This window comes from Brevibacillus fluminis (assembly GCF_003710825.1).
Lineage (GTDB): Bacteria > Bacillota > Bacilli > Brevibacillales > Brevibacillaceae > Brevibacillus_D > Brevibacillus_D fluminis.
The window spans coordinates 326,708-341,110 of sequence record NZ_RHHQ01000007.1 but is presented as its reverse complement, the minus strand read 5'-3'; the positions used below and the strand labels follow the sequence as shown (position 1 = coordinate 341,110).

Here is a 14,403-nt window from a genome sequence, read left to right as displayed (position 1 = left end):
AAATCTGGCGTGGCGTGTGCTGCGAAAATTAGAAAAGTGTCGCATTGATTTCCTTCGGCCGGACAACCGGTTTGCTCAGGTCAAGGTCTCCCGCCTGCGCCAATGGCTTGCCGTCCACCTTGATTTGCACCTTCTGGCTGCCAGTGCTTTCCGTAAGCGAGAGCACGAGCGCTTCCATCGCTTCCGGACTTGGCTCCTTACCTTTATCATAGGAGAGCGCTTCATCACTCAAATTGACGACCAAAGTACCGTTCGATTGCTCCACGCCCAGAACGCGGGTCGTGCTCACCAAGGAATTGAAGAGCGGCGAACCTTCACTTGGCCCTTTGATGAATTCCTCAACCACCGCTTTTGCCCGATTCTCCGTTTCCGGAATCAAACGGGTGACAGGGACAAAATAGCTGTGCTTTTCATCCAGCTGCGATTGAAAGTAGACGGTGACCGGTGTCGTTTGACCAGGAATCGAGCCTTCCGACAGTTCCAGATTAATACCGTTTCCGCGCTGAAGCAGCGATACCGGCGTTTTATCTGCAGGCATTTCGGCCAATGGTGTGCCATTTACCCAAATCGTCACATTTTTAATGTTCGGAAACTCCGTCAGCGCCCGCGTGATGGCATCGACCACTTTTTGCTCATCCTTGGCATCGTATTTCGTAAATTCCTTGGAAAAGTCAACCGTGGCGACCCCTTCCTTGATGGACATACCAAGCACTTTCGTCCCTTCCGGCAAAATCGCCTGGAACCCTTGCGGCAGCAGCTGCTGGACAGGGCCTCCTTTGATCATATAGGTCAGGACTTGTTTGGCCGATCCTTCTGCTTTCGGCAGCGTTAGCATGACCGGTACGACATAGCCGTTCGGGTCAAACAGATACACGGTTGGGTGCACCGTCGCCTGAGCAGTCGTGCCGTCCGCCGTCGTTGGCACTTGCAGTGGCTGCGTGCCGTCAGTCGGCGTCGTAGCATTGGGATCAATCCCCGCTGTCGCTTGCGGGGTTGCATTCAGATTGCTGGTTTCCTCTGACGAACCAAACAGGCTGCATCCGGAAAGAAGCATCGCACTTACACCGACAACTGCCGTAACTTTTATCAAACGCCCGCTTCCCATCATGTGTAACCTCCTCGCAACACTTTGTACTACAATGTATACGAGCTTCCATGATGATTATGCGTGGATTGTCCGTAAAAAAGGACGAAATGTCGGTTGTCTATTCCGGCAGAAACCGCTCCACAAACAGCTTGCGATTCAACCACTGATCGCCGATTTCTTTGAACACTTGCGGATCACCGCTCGTAAAGAAACGGTGGGTTGGCTCCACGCTGCCCGAAGCGGCGTGTAGATCATGGATAGCCAGCAAATTGGATAACCCAAGTGCCGTCTCCTCCCCCGAATTGATCAGCGTGATGTCATTTCCCATCGCATCCTGGATCAATGGCGCCAAAAGTGGGTAATGAGTACAACCGAGGATCAACGTGTCGATCCCTTCCCGCTTCAGCGGTTCCAGACTTTCCGTGACGATCTGGTGCGCTTCCTCGGTTTCCAATAGCTGTCCTTCCACCAGCGGAACAAACGCCGGGCAGGCCAGACTTGCAAAATACAAATCCGGATTGATGCGTCGCAGCGCGCGTACATACGCTTGCGTGCGAACCGTTGTTTCCGTTCCAATGATGCCGATCCTGCCGCTGCGGCTGGCAGAAATCGCTGCCCGCGCGCCCGGCTCGATGACGCCGATGATTGGCAGATCGCTTTGTCCGACCAGCTCTTCCAATACGACAGCTGCCGCCGTATTGCAGGCGATCACAAGCGCTTTGATAGAAAACTGTTCCAAAAACCGGATCATCTGATAGGTAAAGGCACGGATTTCGTCTGCGGAACGGGAACCGTATGGACATCTCGCATTGTCGCCTACGTACACCAGCTTTTCATTAGGCAGCTGCTGAAAAATCTCACGAGCTACCGTAAGACCGCCCACTCCTGAATCAATGATGCCGATCGCCTGCTGTCTATTCATGCTTCGATGCTCCTTTTTTGATGAAAAACGGGTTTCGCTTTTCATAAGACCTAGATTTGACCACGAATGCTGCAAAAGTACCGTGCTTTTCTTGATGAACAAACGCCTCGGCGTGTTCCTTTGAAACGTGCTTGCGCCGCCCGCCTCTCGTTGAAAAAATCGGCTGCCCGTTTAAGGAAAACGCCCACTTCCTGTTTCATGTATGCATTCGTCTTGCCTGCTATCAGGCTGCCTATACCAGCGTAAAATCGCCGTTTGCGCCTCAACTTAGAATATGCTGGCGCCTGCTTCTATGTAACACGGGCAGGTATCACGTAAGAATCGGGTGGAAACAAAACAAAAGGAGGCGGATGCGTGATCCGACTCTCCTTTGCATGTATGCTACGCATATGCGGCTGCTTGAGACTCTTTTGCATGCTATCAACTAAAAAATAAGATAAACGGCGCCTCCCGTCAAGAAAAAACGAGCGGACTCACAAATAAAGTCCGTCTGTATACATCGCCGTGAGCGTCTGTGCAATCTCCTCCAAAGAGGCTGGATGCTCGTTCGAAACGATGCTCCACTGGTACATTTCATTGGAATAAAACCAACCCGGAGCTACCACTTCTGCCTTCAAATCGGTGCGGGCCAAGCCCTGTTCCTGTGAATATTGAATATCGCGGGTGATCCCCTCGATAAATTTTTGGCGGATTTCTTCCCACTTGGTTTTGATCGCCGGAGACAAGCCCATCGCTTCGGAAAAGACTTGCATCATCTGGCGGTTGGATTCCGCCAGCTTCAAGAAGGTTAACACCTGGTTATAGATGATACCGCGCGCTTCTTCTTTCGAACGCGGGAAAAACGGCGTTTGGGCAATCTCAAAAAACTGGGCCATCACGTCTTCAATCAGTACGATCAACAGGTCATCCTTACCTGTGAAATGAACGTATGCCGTGCCGTATCCGGTCTTGGCGAGCTTGATGATCTGGGAAATCGTCGCTTTGTTGAAGCCTTCTTCAAGAAAAATGGTACGCGCTGCTTCCAATAACTTCAGTCGCGTTTGGATGGACCGCAGGTGCCGCCCGTCTACCAGCTGCTTTGAGTTCTGCACGTTGCTCCTCCCCCTCCATCATCTTAGAATACACGCTTGTATGCAAAAAGGAAAGAGGTCAAATTTTCGAAATATTTCGTTCTAAATTATTGACATGATGTCATATTTTAAGTACGCTAGGAATCAAGCTGCGAATGCACACTACATCTCACTCGTTTTTACGCAAAGGAGGAACTTATGTCTCACACATCTTTTGACCCGTCCCTTGCCTATGCGGAGGCGCTCGACGCCAACGACGAACTGGCTCATTTCCGCAATGAATTTTATCTCAAACACGGCACCATCTATCTGGACGGCAACTCGTTGGGGCTGATGTCCAAGCGTTCGGAACGGACGCTGATGGAACTGATCGATTCGTGGAAGGAGTTGGGAATCGACGGGTGGACTCAAGGGAAATATCCTTGGTTTTATCTGTCAGAGCTATTGGGAGAGAGGAGCGCTTCCATTGTCGGTGCCGGTCCTGACGAGGTAATTGTAACCGGTTCCACGACCAGCAACCTCCACGTGTTGGCAGCAACCTTTTTTACCCCAACGCCGACACGCAACAAAATCATCGCAACCGAGCTGGATTTTCCTTCCGACATTTACGCCCTGCAAAGCCAGCTGAACCTGCACGACCTCGATCCGGAAGAGCATCTCATTCGCATTAAAAGCAGGGATGGCCGCCTGATTGAGGAAGAGGACATCATCGCAGCGATGACCGATGACGTGGCGTTGATCGTGCTGCCTACCGTGCTGTACCGCAGCGGACAGCTGCTCGACATCGCGCGTTTGACTATGGAAGCCCATGCACGCGGCATTCTTATCGGCTTTGACGGCTGCCATTCGGTCGGCGCAGTGCCGCACGAATTCAGCAAGTGGGATGTCGATTTCGCGTACTGGTGCAATTACAAGTATTTGAACAGCGGCCCAGGCGGCGTTGGTGGTCTGTATGTGAACCGCAAGCATTTCGGTCGCACGCCGGGACTTACCGGCTGGTACAGCTCGCGAAAAGACAAACAGTTCGATATGGAGCACGCGCTTACACCAGCCGAAAATGCGGGCGCTTTCCAGCTCGGCACCCCACACGTCCTGAGTCTCGCGCCATTCATCGGCTCACTAGAAATATTTACAGAAGCCACGATGGAAAAGCTGCGTCGCAAATCGCTTGCCCTTACCCGCTACATGATGGATCTCATCGCGCATGAACTGGACGGCATGGGCTTTACCATTGCCAATCCGCAAGAGGATCACCGCAGGGGTGGTCACGTCTCGCTTGAGCATGAAGAAGCGATCCGCATCTGCCGGACTTTGAAGGAGGAGCATCACCTCATCCCCGATTTCCGTGCGCCGAACATTATTCGTCTCGCGCCTGTCGCTCTCTACAATACGTATAGCGAGGTGTGGCAATGCGTCCAAATCCTCAAGCGTATCATGCAAGAGAAATCGTACGAAAAATATGAAAACAAGCGTGGAGTCGTAGCGTAAACCTCAATACTTTTGTCTAAGGGGGTCAATAGTATGTCTTTGAAGCAAGATCAATTTCAGGACATTATGGAGAGAGAAAAAGGACTTCAGCGCGGACTTACCACACGTCAGCTTTCGATGATCGCCATCGGCGGGGCGATCGGCACCGGTCTGTTCCTTGGAAGCGGCATGGCCATCGGCTTTGCCGGTCCAAGCGTGATCGTGAGCTATGCCATCGGGGCGATCATCGCCCTCCTTTTGATGGGCTGCCTCGCTGAAATGACCGTTGCCCATCCGACAACAGGCTCATTCGGCGCCCATGCGGAACGCTACATCAATCCATGGGCTGGCTTCACCGTCCGCTACTCCTACTGGTTCAGCTTAGTCTGCGCCGTCGGGACGGAAGTGTCAGCCATGTCGGTCTATATGAAATATTGGTTTCCCGATGTTCCCGGTTTGCTTTGGGTCGTTCTCTTTTCCGCTGCACTTATTTATGTAAATGCTACAAGCGTCAATCTGTTTGGCAAAGTGGAATACTGGTTCTCGATGGTGAAAGTCATTGCAATCGTCGCATTTATCATCCTTGGCGCTACTATCGTCTTCGGAACCAATTCCCACCCGGACATGGGCTTGCAAAACTTGACGAATGACGGCGGTTTTTTCCCGAATGGCGCGTGGGGCATGTGGATCGCGATTTTTATCTCCTTGTTCAGCTATTTGAGCATCGAAATGATCGCCGTCAGCGCTGGCGAAGCCAAGGAACCGGAAAAAGCCGTGCCGATCGCACTAAAATCAGCAGTCGTCCGTCTCGTGCTCTTCTATTTGCTCACACTGGCACTCATGCTGATGATTATTCCGTGGAAGCAAGCAGGCGGCGACAAGAGCCCGTTCGTGAAAGTGTTTGAGCTGATTAACTTCCCAGGCGGCGCCGGCATCATGAATTTCGTCGTTCTGACCGCAGCTCTATCGGCGATGAACAGCCAGCTATACATTGCGACTCGCATGCTCTTCTCCCTATCTCGCGCTGGTTTTGCCCCTGCCGCACTCGGCAGCGTGAACAAAAAAGGCGTTCCATCGAAAGCGCTTGCGTTGTCGACGGTAGGGATCGCCATCGCCACGATTATCAATACCGTTAATCCGGACAATGCATTCATCGTCATGATTTCCTTGTCCAGCTTTGGCGCGATGTTTGCCTGGTTCATGGTGTTCGTCACCCATCTGTACTTCCGCCGGAAATGGGAGCAAGCGGGCGGTCGACAGCTTCCTGTGCGCATGATCGGCTATCCTTATCTGACGATATTCGGCGCACTTTTGCTGGCAGCGGTAGTCTTGTCTACCTGGTTCCAGCCGGAATTCAAAGATACGCTGACACTCGGCTTCCCATGGCTTATTTTCATCACCATCGCCTACTTCATTTGGAAAAAGGCAAACCCGCAAGCCTATCAAACTTCCAGCGATGCGAAAAAACAAGATATTACGCAGTAAATCGAATCTCCACTAGCGCCTCGCTGCTTGATACTCAGAAGCAAAAGCGCGAGCGTTCCGAATGCCTAAACAAAACGGCTGCTGGCCAACGAGAGCACCCTTTCCGAGCATGAAAAATGCGGAAAGAGGTGCTCCTTTTTGTTCGGTCGATATGCGTTTCTTCTATAATATATATTCTTAGTACTCTCCCACCAGTAGGCCGGTAACTTACCATCGCGTCTGGGGCCATTTTCCTTCCCCAATTGCGAGAATGACTTGATCCAATCACCTGTCATGGGCACCTGACATATCATATGGTACACACAGAGAGGAAGTTGGTTGAGGAGGAAGAACGCGTTGGTACAAACTGCGAAAGATTTACAACGATGGAGCGAATGGGGACGGCAATGGCTGCTCTATTTGCGGAAAAAACCCGAACTAATGCCCATATCGGCCCAGCAGCTGCGCAAATTCGAGAACGTCTTTCAGCAAATCGGGCAGCAAGCTAGCGTTGCGCTCGCCAAAAATGCAAGCGAAGAAGAACTGCGCCGCTTATCCGATAAAGCCGAATCGGTGCAAACCCAATTCCAGCAGGTGCTGCAGCGCGTGCAGCAGCGAAACGGGGCTGAGCAAAGCCCAAAGGCACAGCTGCAACAGGCGAGCTATCAGCAGCCTAGGGCAGAAGCGGTTGTGCATCGTCCTGTGCCGATCGGGGGGCATAAGCTGCCTCCACTGCCCTATGCGTACGATGCGCTGGAACCGTTTATCGACGCTGAGACCATGCGCTTGCATCATAGCAAGCATCACCAAAGCTATGTGGATGGACTGAACAAAGCTGAAACAGCCTTGCAAAAAGCGCGCAGCAGCGGAGATTTCGATTTGCTCAAGCATTGGGAACGGGAGCTAGCATTTAACGGGGCTGGACATAACCTCCACACCCTCTTTTGGACTAGTATGAGACCAGAGGGCAACAAACAGCCCGAAGGCGACCTAAACAAGCAGCTCGAACGCGATTTCGGCGGGTTCGCCCCATTCCGGCAGCAATTTTCCCAAGCAGCGGAAAAAGTCGAAGGCGGTGGCTGGGCCATCCTCGTCTGGTCGCCACGTGCACAGCGTCTAGAAATTTTGCAGGCGGAAAAGCACCAGAACTTGTCCCAATGGGATGCGGTGCCGCTTTTACCGCTCGATGTATGGGAGCATGCCTACTATCTCAGCTACCAAAACAACCGGCCGCGCTATGTGGATGCGTGGTGGAACGTGGTCAACTGGGATGCGGTACAGAACCGATTCGACGATGCGCGTCAGCTGCGCTGGACGCCATATTGACGACTGGCCGGATTAAGCACAGGGCCGAGCAAGTGTTGCAGAAAACAAATAAAAAGAAATGCGTAACAACGAAACAATCGATGGCGTCTCCCTCGATTGTTTCGTTGTTTCTTCAGACCTCAAGCGGAAACCAGCCTGGCATTGCCCAGATGCTCTTCCATAGCGAATCGGGGATTGCCAATGCTTCCTGATCGCCCAGCTTGATCGTTGTGCGAATTTCCTCTTCGCGACCTTCGGCGATTTTTTCAAGCCAATCCGGCTCCATGATCAACTCTCGGCCGAGCGCGATCAACGGAACACCCGACTGCAGGGCTAAAAGCGCATCCTCTGCCGAATGGATCCCGCCTACGCCAATGACAGGTAGCCGGTGTCCGATACGCCTCTCGATGATCGTGATTCGCGACCGCTCATCGGTAACACCACGGCGCGGCAGCGACCAAAAATCGTTCAGCGAGACATGCAAGTAATCAAGTCCACTCGCCGCAAGCACATCGCAAAATTGCAGCGTATCTGCCATCGTGATCCCCGGGGTCTCCGGTTCCTCGGGAGAAAGGCGGTAGCCGATCAAAAACGGCTGCTCAGCATACTGTTTCACCACCCGCTTGACAGTCTCAATGACAGCCAGCGGAAACGCCATGCGCTTCTCGAGCGTGCCGCCCCAGCTGTCGTTCCGGCGATTGGCATGCGGAGAGAAAAACTGCTGCAGCAAAAATCCGTTGGCCCCGTGCAGCTCTACTCCGTCAAAGCCTGCCAGGATGGCCCTTCTGGCAGCATTGCCAAATGCCTCGATAATAGCAACAATCTCTGCTTCTGTCGCTTCTCGCGGAACGCTCGCTCCCTGCTTTTCATCGGCCACCGCGCTGGCACTGATGACCTCGCTGCATGATGGTGGCAACTTGCGACCAGCATGGACAAGCTGCAGCACTGCTTTCGCGCCGTCTGCCTTAAGTGTGCGGGCAAGCCGCTTCAAGCCGGGTAGCAGCTCATCACGATCTGCAGCGAATTGCCCGGGAAACCCGCCTTTCAAGGTGACAGTCGCACCAGCTGTGACAATCATGCCAGCCCCTTTCGCGCGGCGAGCGTAATACTTGATTTCCGCATCGGAAACGGAACCGTCGGGGTGTGAGGCTGAATGGGTCATCGGTGCCATTACGATGCGATTTTTCAATTGAAGGCCGTTTGCCAGGTGCAACGGCTCCGCGATGGGATGGTAGCGTGCTTTCATGATTTCTCCCTCCTGTTTGGCGAATTGGTCTCCCAAAACGATCTGCTTTTCTTTATCGTAACAAAAATTGACTGACAGAACCTGTCAGTCAACTCTCCTTTTCAAGCGATCGTTTTGATTTACCACCCACACCCCAGTGGGTCGCCGGAATCTCGGTCACGAGTACGCGCACCTGTTCCGGTCGAACCTGGAGATTCCTGACTACCGTTTCCGTCACCTCGGCGATCAGACTTTCAATCTGCTCCGCGTCCCGTCCTTCGATTAGCTGGATATTGATAATCGGCATCAGTTACCGGCAGGCAAGCGAAACGCTGCCCAATCCATCGAATTGCGCGTGGATCGTATCACCCGGTTCGAACGCGAACGCTTCGGACAACGCGCCGGATAAGATGAGATCGCCTTTTTTCAACCCTTTTCCCTGCTCCCCCAGCTTGTTGACCGCCCATGCAACGGCTTCCGCTGGGTGCCCCAGCACAGCGGCACCTGCACCGGTCGCCTGCACGACGCCATTTTTGGTGAACACCATGCCGACTTTGGCCAAATCGAGCTGATCCGGTGCGACCAGCTTGCTGCCGAGCGTGAAGCAGGCAGAGGAGCAGTTATCGGCTACGACGTCCGCTAACGTAAACTTGAAATTCAAATAGCGGCTGTCGATGATCTCAATTGCTGGGGCGACATAGCGCGTGGCGCGCAACACATCGTCTGCAGTCACATTCGTCCCTTGCAAATCTGCGCCCAGGAAAAAAGCGATTTCCGGTTCTGCCTTTGGGTGGATAAAGCGTTGGTAATCGACTGGCTCCCATTCCAAGCCGAGCATTCCGCTCGTGAGATAGCCATAGATTGCTTCATGAACGCCCATCATCTGCTGCTTGGCTTTGCTGGTCAGCCCCAGCTTCAAACCGATGCGACGTTCACCCTCCGCCTCTTTTTGGGCGATGAGCTGCTCTTGGATCGCATATGCATCCTCGATGGACATCGCCGGATAGTTCTCGGTTACTTTTACGACCTCACGCCGTTCCTTTTCCGCTGCCAACAAGTAGGCGACGATTTCTTTTTGCGCTTCTGCGTTTAGTGCCATCGACTACGCCCCCTTTCCTTGCCGTTTGGCCAACTCGGCCGCCACATCGATGATCATGTCTTCCTGGCCGCCCACCGCTTTGCGTCGGCCCAATTCGATCAAAATATCGCGCGGATCGATGCCAAACCGCTTGCCCGCCCGCTCGGCATGAAGCAGGAAGCTGGAGTATACCCCCGCGTAGCCCATCACGAGGCTGCCTTTTTTGATTTCTTGCGATCCAGGCAAAATCGGCCCGACGATCTCTTCCGCGACATCCATCATCTGATACAGGTCGATTCCCACATCGATGCCCAAGCGTTCCAGAACCGCCACCAGCACTTCTGTCTGCGTATTGCCCGCTCCTGCTCCCAGGCAGCGCATGCTGCCATCGATCCGAGTTGCCCCTTCCTCGATCGCCGCAAGCGTATTCGCCATTGCGAGCGAAAGGTTGTTGTGGGCATGGAAGCCGATCTCAATGTCAAGCGACTGACGCAGTGCGGCGATCCGCTCCCGCACCTCATGAGGCAGGAGCGCCCCTGCCGAATCGGTCACATAGACCGCTTGTGCGCCATAGCTCTCCATCAGCTTGGCTTGCTCTACCAGCTTGTCGACCGGAGCCGAGTGCGCCATCATCAAAAAGCCCAACGCTTCCATTCCCAGCTCTCGTGCAAGATGAATGTGCTGAGCGGAAACGTCCGCTTCCGTCACATGAGTAGCGACGCGGACGAGGCCGGCCCCTAATTCCTGCGCCTGCTTCAGCTCATTGACCGTACCGATGCCGGGGATCAGCAGGACTGCTACGGTCGCCTGCTTGCACACCGAAACCGCCGTCTCGATCAGCTTCATCTCGTTAACCCGCGATCTGCCGTACTGGATCGTGGAGCCGCCCAAACCATCCCCGTGGCTTACTTCGATATAGTGCATACCTGCTGCATCCAACGCTTGCGCCACATCGCGCACCTGTTCTTCCGTAAACTGGTGGGCAACGACGTGGCTGCCGTCACGGAGGCACACTTCCGTAATTTTGATCGGTTTCTCGCTCTTTCTCTGCATCCTTCATGATCCTCCTTTCCTATTTCTCTAGTTGGCTCCTGCTGCCAGCAAATGCTGTGCCACCGTTTCCCCAACCTGTGCCGCAGCGGCCGTCATGATATCGAGGTTCCCTGCGTATGGCGGGAAATAATCGCCCGCTCCCTCCACTTCAAGGAAAACCGTGACGCGATTGCCGTCAAACAACGGCTCTTGCTTTAAGCGATAGCCGGGCACATATTGCTGTACGCTCGCCACAATCTCCTGGATGGACCGGCAAATCGCCTGCTCATCCATCTCTTTGACATCACAATAGACGGTATCACGCATCAAAATCGGCGGTTCCGCCGGATTCATAATGATAATTGCCTTGCCCACATCTGCACCGCCAACTTCTTCCAACCCGCGCCGGGTTGTGAAGGTGAACTCGTCGATGTTAGCCCGCGTTCCCGGACCCGCGCTTTTGCTTGCGATCGTCGCCACGATCTCCGCGTACGACACGTCCGCCACACGGTTGATCGCGTGTACGATCGGAATCGTCGCTTGACCGCCGCACGTGATCAGATTAACATTGTCGCTTTCCAGCTTTTCCGCCAGATTGACGACCGGACAGACGAACGGCCCTCGCGCAGCCGGAGTCAGGTCGATGGCGATTTTCCCGAGTTCGCGCAGCGCTTTGGCATGGCGTACATGAGCTTTAGCGGACGTTGCATCAAATACGATGTCCGCAAGCCCTGGTTGATCCACAATGGCTTGGATTCCGTTCGCGTAGATCGGATATCCGCGATCATGCGCGCGCCGCAAACCGTCCGAATCCGGATCGATGCCGATCATCGCCGCCAGCTCGATATGCGCACAGCGTTCTAATTTATACATCAAGTCCGTGCCGATGTTGCCCGAACCGATGATAGCCGCTTTGATTTTGCTCACAGCCATTCCCCTCCCTAGTCAAACGTGATGCTCACCGAGCCCAACGCGCCAAAATGAGCTTCTACCGTGTCGCCTGCACACACCGGAATCGCCGCGGACAACGCGCCTGGCAAAACCAGTTCCCCTGCCTTGAGCGTAATGCCGAATTCATGCAGCTTGTTCGCAAGCCAGGCGATCGCATGCGCCGGATGTCCCCAAGCCGCTGCGCTCGCTCCGTTTCCTGCAAGCTCGCCGTTTTTATACATGACCATGCCGGTGGTACGTAAATCGACATTGCTGAGGTCGCTTTGCTGGCTGCCGACGACTACCCTTGCAGAGGAGCCATTATCCGCCACCGTATCGATCAGCTTGATTTTCCAGTCCACGATTCGGCTGTCGATGATTTCAAGCGTAGGCACGATCTTCTCCGTCGCCATCAGCACATCTACGTACGTGATGTTCGGCCCGACCAAATCCGCTCCTAGCAAAAAGCCGATCTCTGCCTCCACTTTAGGCGCCAGAAACTGCGCAGCCGAAATCGTCGCCCCATCTGCGATGCTCATATCATCCAGCAAATGGCCGTAATCGGGTTCGTTCACACCGAGCATTTGCTGCATCGCCACGCTGGTCAGCCCCACTTTTTTGCCGATGACGCGGCGGCCGGAAGCCAGCTTGTGCCGCATAATCGTAAGCTGGATCTCATACGCATCCTGCACCGTGAGATCGGAATGCCGCTGTGTGATCGGCAGTACAGCTACACGCATCTGCTCCGCTTCGAGCAACTCGCTCGCCATTTGTTCTACGATAGACTGCATATTTTCACGCCCACCCTTTCTTGCGTTGCAAGCAACGCTTATTCTTCACAAAACTGCTTTTGCCCGTAAACAAGAGGATGATGACCGGCGGCCACCATCCCCTGCAGCGGGTCAGCATTTCATCGTGATGGTCTTTGCTTCCGTATAAAATTCAAAGCTGTGGCGGCCGCCTTCGCGCCCGATTCCGCTCGCTTTGGACCCGCCGAACGGCGTACGCAAATCACGCACGTACCAGCAATTGATCCAGAGCAGCCCCGCATCCACCTGTGCAGCTACGCGATGTGCGCGGCGCAGATCATTCGTCCAGACGACGCCAGCCAGCCCGTAAATCGAATCGTTAGCGATGCGGATCGCGTCTTCCTCCGTTTTAAACGGAATGACGACCAGCACCGGCCCGAAAATCTCTTCCTGTGCGATGCGCATGCTGTTATCCACTTCGTAAAAGACGGTCGGCTCATAAAAGTTGCCTTTGTCCATGCCGGCCACACGCTTGCCGCCAGCAGCCAGCTTCGCCCCCTCTGCCAAACCGATCTGCACGTACTCGTCAACCGTCGCCAAATGGCTGGCCGATACAAGTGCACCCATATCAGTGGCAGGATCGAGCGGATCGCCTACCTTGATCTTTTGTACTGCCGCTGTGAATTTGTCGAGGAACGCTTCATAGACGGATTCCTGCACAAGCAAGCGCGATCCGGCCAAGCAGATTTCCCCTTGATTGCGGAAGATCGCCTCGATCGAACCGGAGACAGCTTCATCGAGATCTGCATCTTCAAACACGATGTTGGCCGATTTGCCGCCCAGCTCAAGCGATACGGGAATCAGCTGTGATGCAGCGTTTTTCATGATCGTCTTGCCCGTTGTCGTTTCGCCGACAAACGAGATGCGGCGCACATTGGGATGGGTCGTCATCGCCGTGCCGACCGTGCTGCCAGGGCCGGTGATGATGTTGAGGACGCCCGGCGGCAATCCCGCTTCATTGGCGATTTCCCCCAGCATGACGGCGGATAGCGGCGTATAGGAAGCTGGCTTGACGATCACCGTATTGCCGGCGGCGAGCGCGGCCGATGCTTTCCACGTCATCTGCATGAACGGCAAGTTCCACGGGATGATCAGGCTCGTGACGCCTGCTGGTGCATATTTGGCATAAGACATGTAATTGCCTTTGTCATAGTGCTCGTGGTTGACATACTTGGCCATCTCGGCAAAGAAACGCAGGTTTTGTGCGGCACGCGGAATGTCGAAGCCAAGGCTCTCTTTGATCGGCTTGCCGACGTCGAGCGTTTCGACCATCGCCAGCTCTTCCACTCGTTCCATGACCAGATCGGACATTTTGCACAGAATCTTGGCTCGATCGTCTACCGACATCTTGCTCCAGACACCGCTTTCGAACGTCTTCTGCGCAACCTCAGCGGTTTTTTGCACATCCTGCTCGCTTGCGTTGGCGACCGATGCCAATTTTTCATTTGTAGCGGGATTGATCGTATCAAAGGTCTCGCCGGACAAAGCGTCGACATACTCCCCATTGATAAACAGCTTGGCATCCTTCAACGTGGTTCCACTCATCCGCGATCCTCCTCAATCTCCAAAATCATCTCGATCTCTACGGCCGTATTGTTTGGCAGCTGTGCCATGCCGACAGCAGAGCGACCATGCCGCCCTTTTTCACCGAACAGCTCGACGAGCAGATCAGAGGCGCCGTTCATCACTTGCGGCTGGGCCGTGAACTCCGTAGTGGAATTGACGAAGCCTAAAATTTTGACGACCCGTTTCACTTTGCTCAATTCCCCGATCTCCTGTTTGACGGTAGCAAGCAGATTCAGCATCGATTGGCGAGCCGCCAGGTAGCCTTCTTCGACTGTCAGCTCCCGGCCGAGCTTGCCGTGGTATTCGTCCACGCCTTGCCCTGCCGTAAACAAGAGATTGCCTGTGCGCACGCAGCCGACGTATGTCCCGACCGCCTGGCGCGGCTTGGGCAAAGACAGGCCTAGTGCGCTCAATTTATCTTCTGGTGTCATCGCATTCGATCTTCCTT

14 protein-coding genes are annotated in these 14,403 nt (G+C 54.2%); 3 read left to right on the top strand and 11 right to left on the bottom strand.

Annotated elements, in window-relative coordinates; genetic code table 11:
- Positions 1–28 precede the first annotated feature (28 nt).
- The 3 genes from EDM56_RS08405 to EDM56_RS08395 all read right to left on the bottom strand — a co-directional run bounded on the left by EDM56_RS08405 (position 29) and on the right by EDM56_RS08395 (position 3,100).
- Positions 29–1,108, bottom strand: a complete 1,080-nt coding sequence (locus EDM56_RS08405) for a GerMN domain-containing protein (RefSeq protein WP_246009309.1) — start codon at positions 1,106–1,108, stop codon at positions 29–31.
- A gap of 97 nt (positions 1,109–1,205) precedes the next feature.
- Complete coding sequence (gene racE / locus EDM56_RS08400; protein ID WP_122917442.1) at positions 1,206–2,009, bottom strand: glutamate racemase; 804 nt, start codon at positions 2,007–2,009, stop codon at positions 1,206–1,208.
- A gap of 473 nt (positions 2,010–2,482) precedes the next feature.
- On the bottom strand, positions 2,483–3,100 hold the full coding sequence (locus EDM56_RS08395; protein WP_122917441.1) for a TetR/AcrR family transcriptional regulator: 618 nt from the start codon (positions 3,098–3,100) through the stop codon (positions 2,483–2,485).
- A 177-nt stretch (positions 3,101–3,277) separates the two neighbouring features.
- Between EDM56_RS08395 and kynU the strand changes: the two genes are divergently transcribed.
- The 3 genes from kynU (at position 3,278) to EDM56_RS08380 (ending at position 7,336) form a co-directional block, all read left to right on the top strand.
- Positions 3,278–4,567 carry a kynureninase gene (kynU, locus tag EDM56_RS08390; protein ID WP_122917440.1) on the top strand — a complete coding sequence of 430 codons (1,290 nt, stop codon included), beginning with the start codon at positions 3,278–3,280 and terminating at the stop codon, positions 4,565–4,567.
- Positions 4,568–4,600: 33 nt separating this feature from the next.
- On the top strand, positions 4,601–6,031 hold the full coding sequence (locus tag EDM56_RS08385; RefSeq protein WP_122917439.1) for an amino acid permease: 1,431 nt from the start codon (positions 4,601–4,603) through the stop codon (positions 6,029–6,031).
- 336 nt (positions 6,032–6,367) lie between these two features.
- Positions 6,368–7,336 carry a superoxide dismutase gene (locus EDM56_RS08380; protein WP_246009308.1) on the top strand — a complete coding sequence of 323 codons (969 nt, stop codon included), beginning with the start codon at positions 6,368–6,370 and terminating at the stop codon, positions 7,334–7,336.
- Between the two features lie 112 nt (positions 7,337–7,448).
- On the opposite strand, the gene EDM56_RS08375 is transcribed toward EDM56_RS08380, so the two are convergent.
- The 8 genes from EDM56_RS08375 to EDM56_RS08340 form a co-directional block, all read right to left on the bottom strand.
- The gene (locus EDM56_RS08375) at positions 7,449–8,561 is read right to left on the bottom strand and encodes an NADH-dependent flavin oxidoreductase (protein WP_122917438.1); all 1,113 of its coding nucleotides are present in this window, start codon (positions 8,559–8,561) and stop codon (positions 7,449–7,451) included.
- Between the two features lie 88 nt (positions 8,562–8,649).
- Positions 8,650–8,847: a 4-oxalocrotonate tautomerase gene (locus tag EDM56_RS08370; protein ID WP_122917437.1), complete on the bottom strand. Its 198-nt coding sequence runs from the start codon at positions 8,845–8,847 to the stop codon at positions 8,650–8,652.
- Positions 8,848–8,850: 3 nt separating this feature from the next.
- Positions 8,851–9,639: a 2-keto-4-pentenoate hydratase gene (locus EDM56_RS08365; RefSeq protein WP_122917436.1), complete on the bottom strand. Its 789-nt coding sequence runs from the start codon at positions 9,637–9,639 to the stop codon at positions 8,851–8,853.
- Positions 9,640–9,642: 3 nt separating this feature from the next.
- A complete protein-coding gene (dmpG, locus tag EDM56_RS08360) occupies positions 9,643–10,671 on the bottom strand; it encodes a 4-hydroxy-2-oxovalerate aldolase (RefSeq protein WP_122917435.1) in 1,029 nt (342 codons plus the stop codon).
- 27 nt (positions 10,672–10,698) lie between these two features.
- Positions 10,699–11,577 (bottom strand): acetaldehyde dehydrogenase (acetylating), encoded by an 879-nt coding sequence (locus EDM56_RS08355; protein ID WP_122917434.1) that lies wholly within the window; start codon positions 11,575–11,577, stop codon positions 10,699–10,701.
- 14 nt (positions 11,578–11,591) lie between these two features.
- Positions 11,592–12,371 carry a 2-keto-4-pentenoate hydratase gene (locus EDM56_RS08350; protein WP_122917433.1) on the bottom strand — a complete coding sequence of 260 codons (780 nt, stop codon included), beginning with the start codon at positions 12,369–12,371 and terminating at the stop codon, positions 11,592–11,594.
- 111 nt (positions 12,372–12,482) lie between these two features.
- Positions 12,483–13,934, bottom strand: coding sequence for an aldehyde dehydrogenase (locus EDM56_RS08345; protein WP_122917432.1), 1,452 nt, complete (start codon positions 13,932–13,934; stop codon positions 12,483–12,485).
- The gene (locus tag EDM56_RS08340) at positions 13,931–14,386 is read right to left on the bottom strand and encodes a RidA family protein (protein WP_122917431.1); all 456 of its coding nucleotides are present in this window, start codon (positions 14,384–14,386) and stop codon (positions 13,931–13,933) included. Before EDM56_RS08340 ends, EDM56_RS08345 begins: the two co-directional genes overlap by 4 nt.
- Positions 14,387–14,403: the final 17 nt, after the last annotated feature.

Coding starts and splice junctions, on each gene's coding strand:
- EDM56_RS08340 (WP_122917431.1), bottom strand. CDS start 14,386: ATGACACCAGAAGATAAATTGAGCGCACTAGGCCTGTCTTTGCCCAAG.
- EDM56_RS08370 (WP_122917437.1), bottom strand. CDS start 8,847: ATGCCGATTATCAATATCCAGCTAATCGAAGGACGGGACGCGGAGCAG.
- EDM56_RS08375 (WP_122917438.1), bottom strand. CDS start 8,561: ATGAAAGCACGCTACCATCCCATCGCGGAGCCGTTGCACCTGGCAAAC.
- racE (WP_122917442.1), bottom strand. CDS start 2,009: ATGAATAGACAGCAGGCGATCGGCATCATTGATTCAGGAGTGGGCGGT.
- EDM56_RS08345 (WP_122917432.1), bottom strand. CDS start 13,934: ATGAGTGGAACCACGTTGAAGGATGCCAAGCTGTTTATCAATGGGGAG.
- dmpG (WP_122917435.1), bottom strand. CDS start 10,671: ATGCAGAGAAAGAGCGAGAAACCGATCAAAATTACGGAAGTGTGCCTC.
- EDM56_RS08350 (WP_122917433.1), bottom strand. CDS start 12,371: ATGCAGTCTATCGTAGAACAAATGGCGAGCGAGTTGCTCGAAGCGGAG.
- EDM56_RS08385 (WP_122917439.1), top strand. CDS start 4,601: ATGTCTTTGAAGCAAGATCAATTTCAGGACATTATGGAGAGAGAAAAA.
- EDM56_RS08405 (WP_246009309.1), bottom strand. CDS start 1,108: ATGATGGGAAGCGGGCGTTTGATAAAAGTTACGGCAGTTGTCGGTGTA.
- EDM56_RS08365 (WP_122917436.1), bottom strand. CDS start 9,639: ATGGCACTAAACGCAGAAGCGCAAAAAGAAATCGTCGCCTACTTGTTG.
- kynU (WP_122917440.1), top strand. CDS start 3,278: ATGTCTCACACATCTTTTGACCCGTCCCTTGCCTATGCGGAGGCGCTC.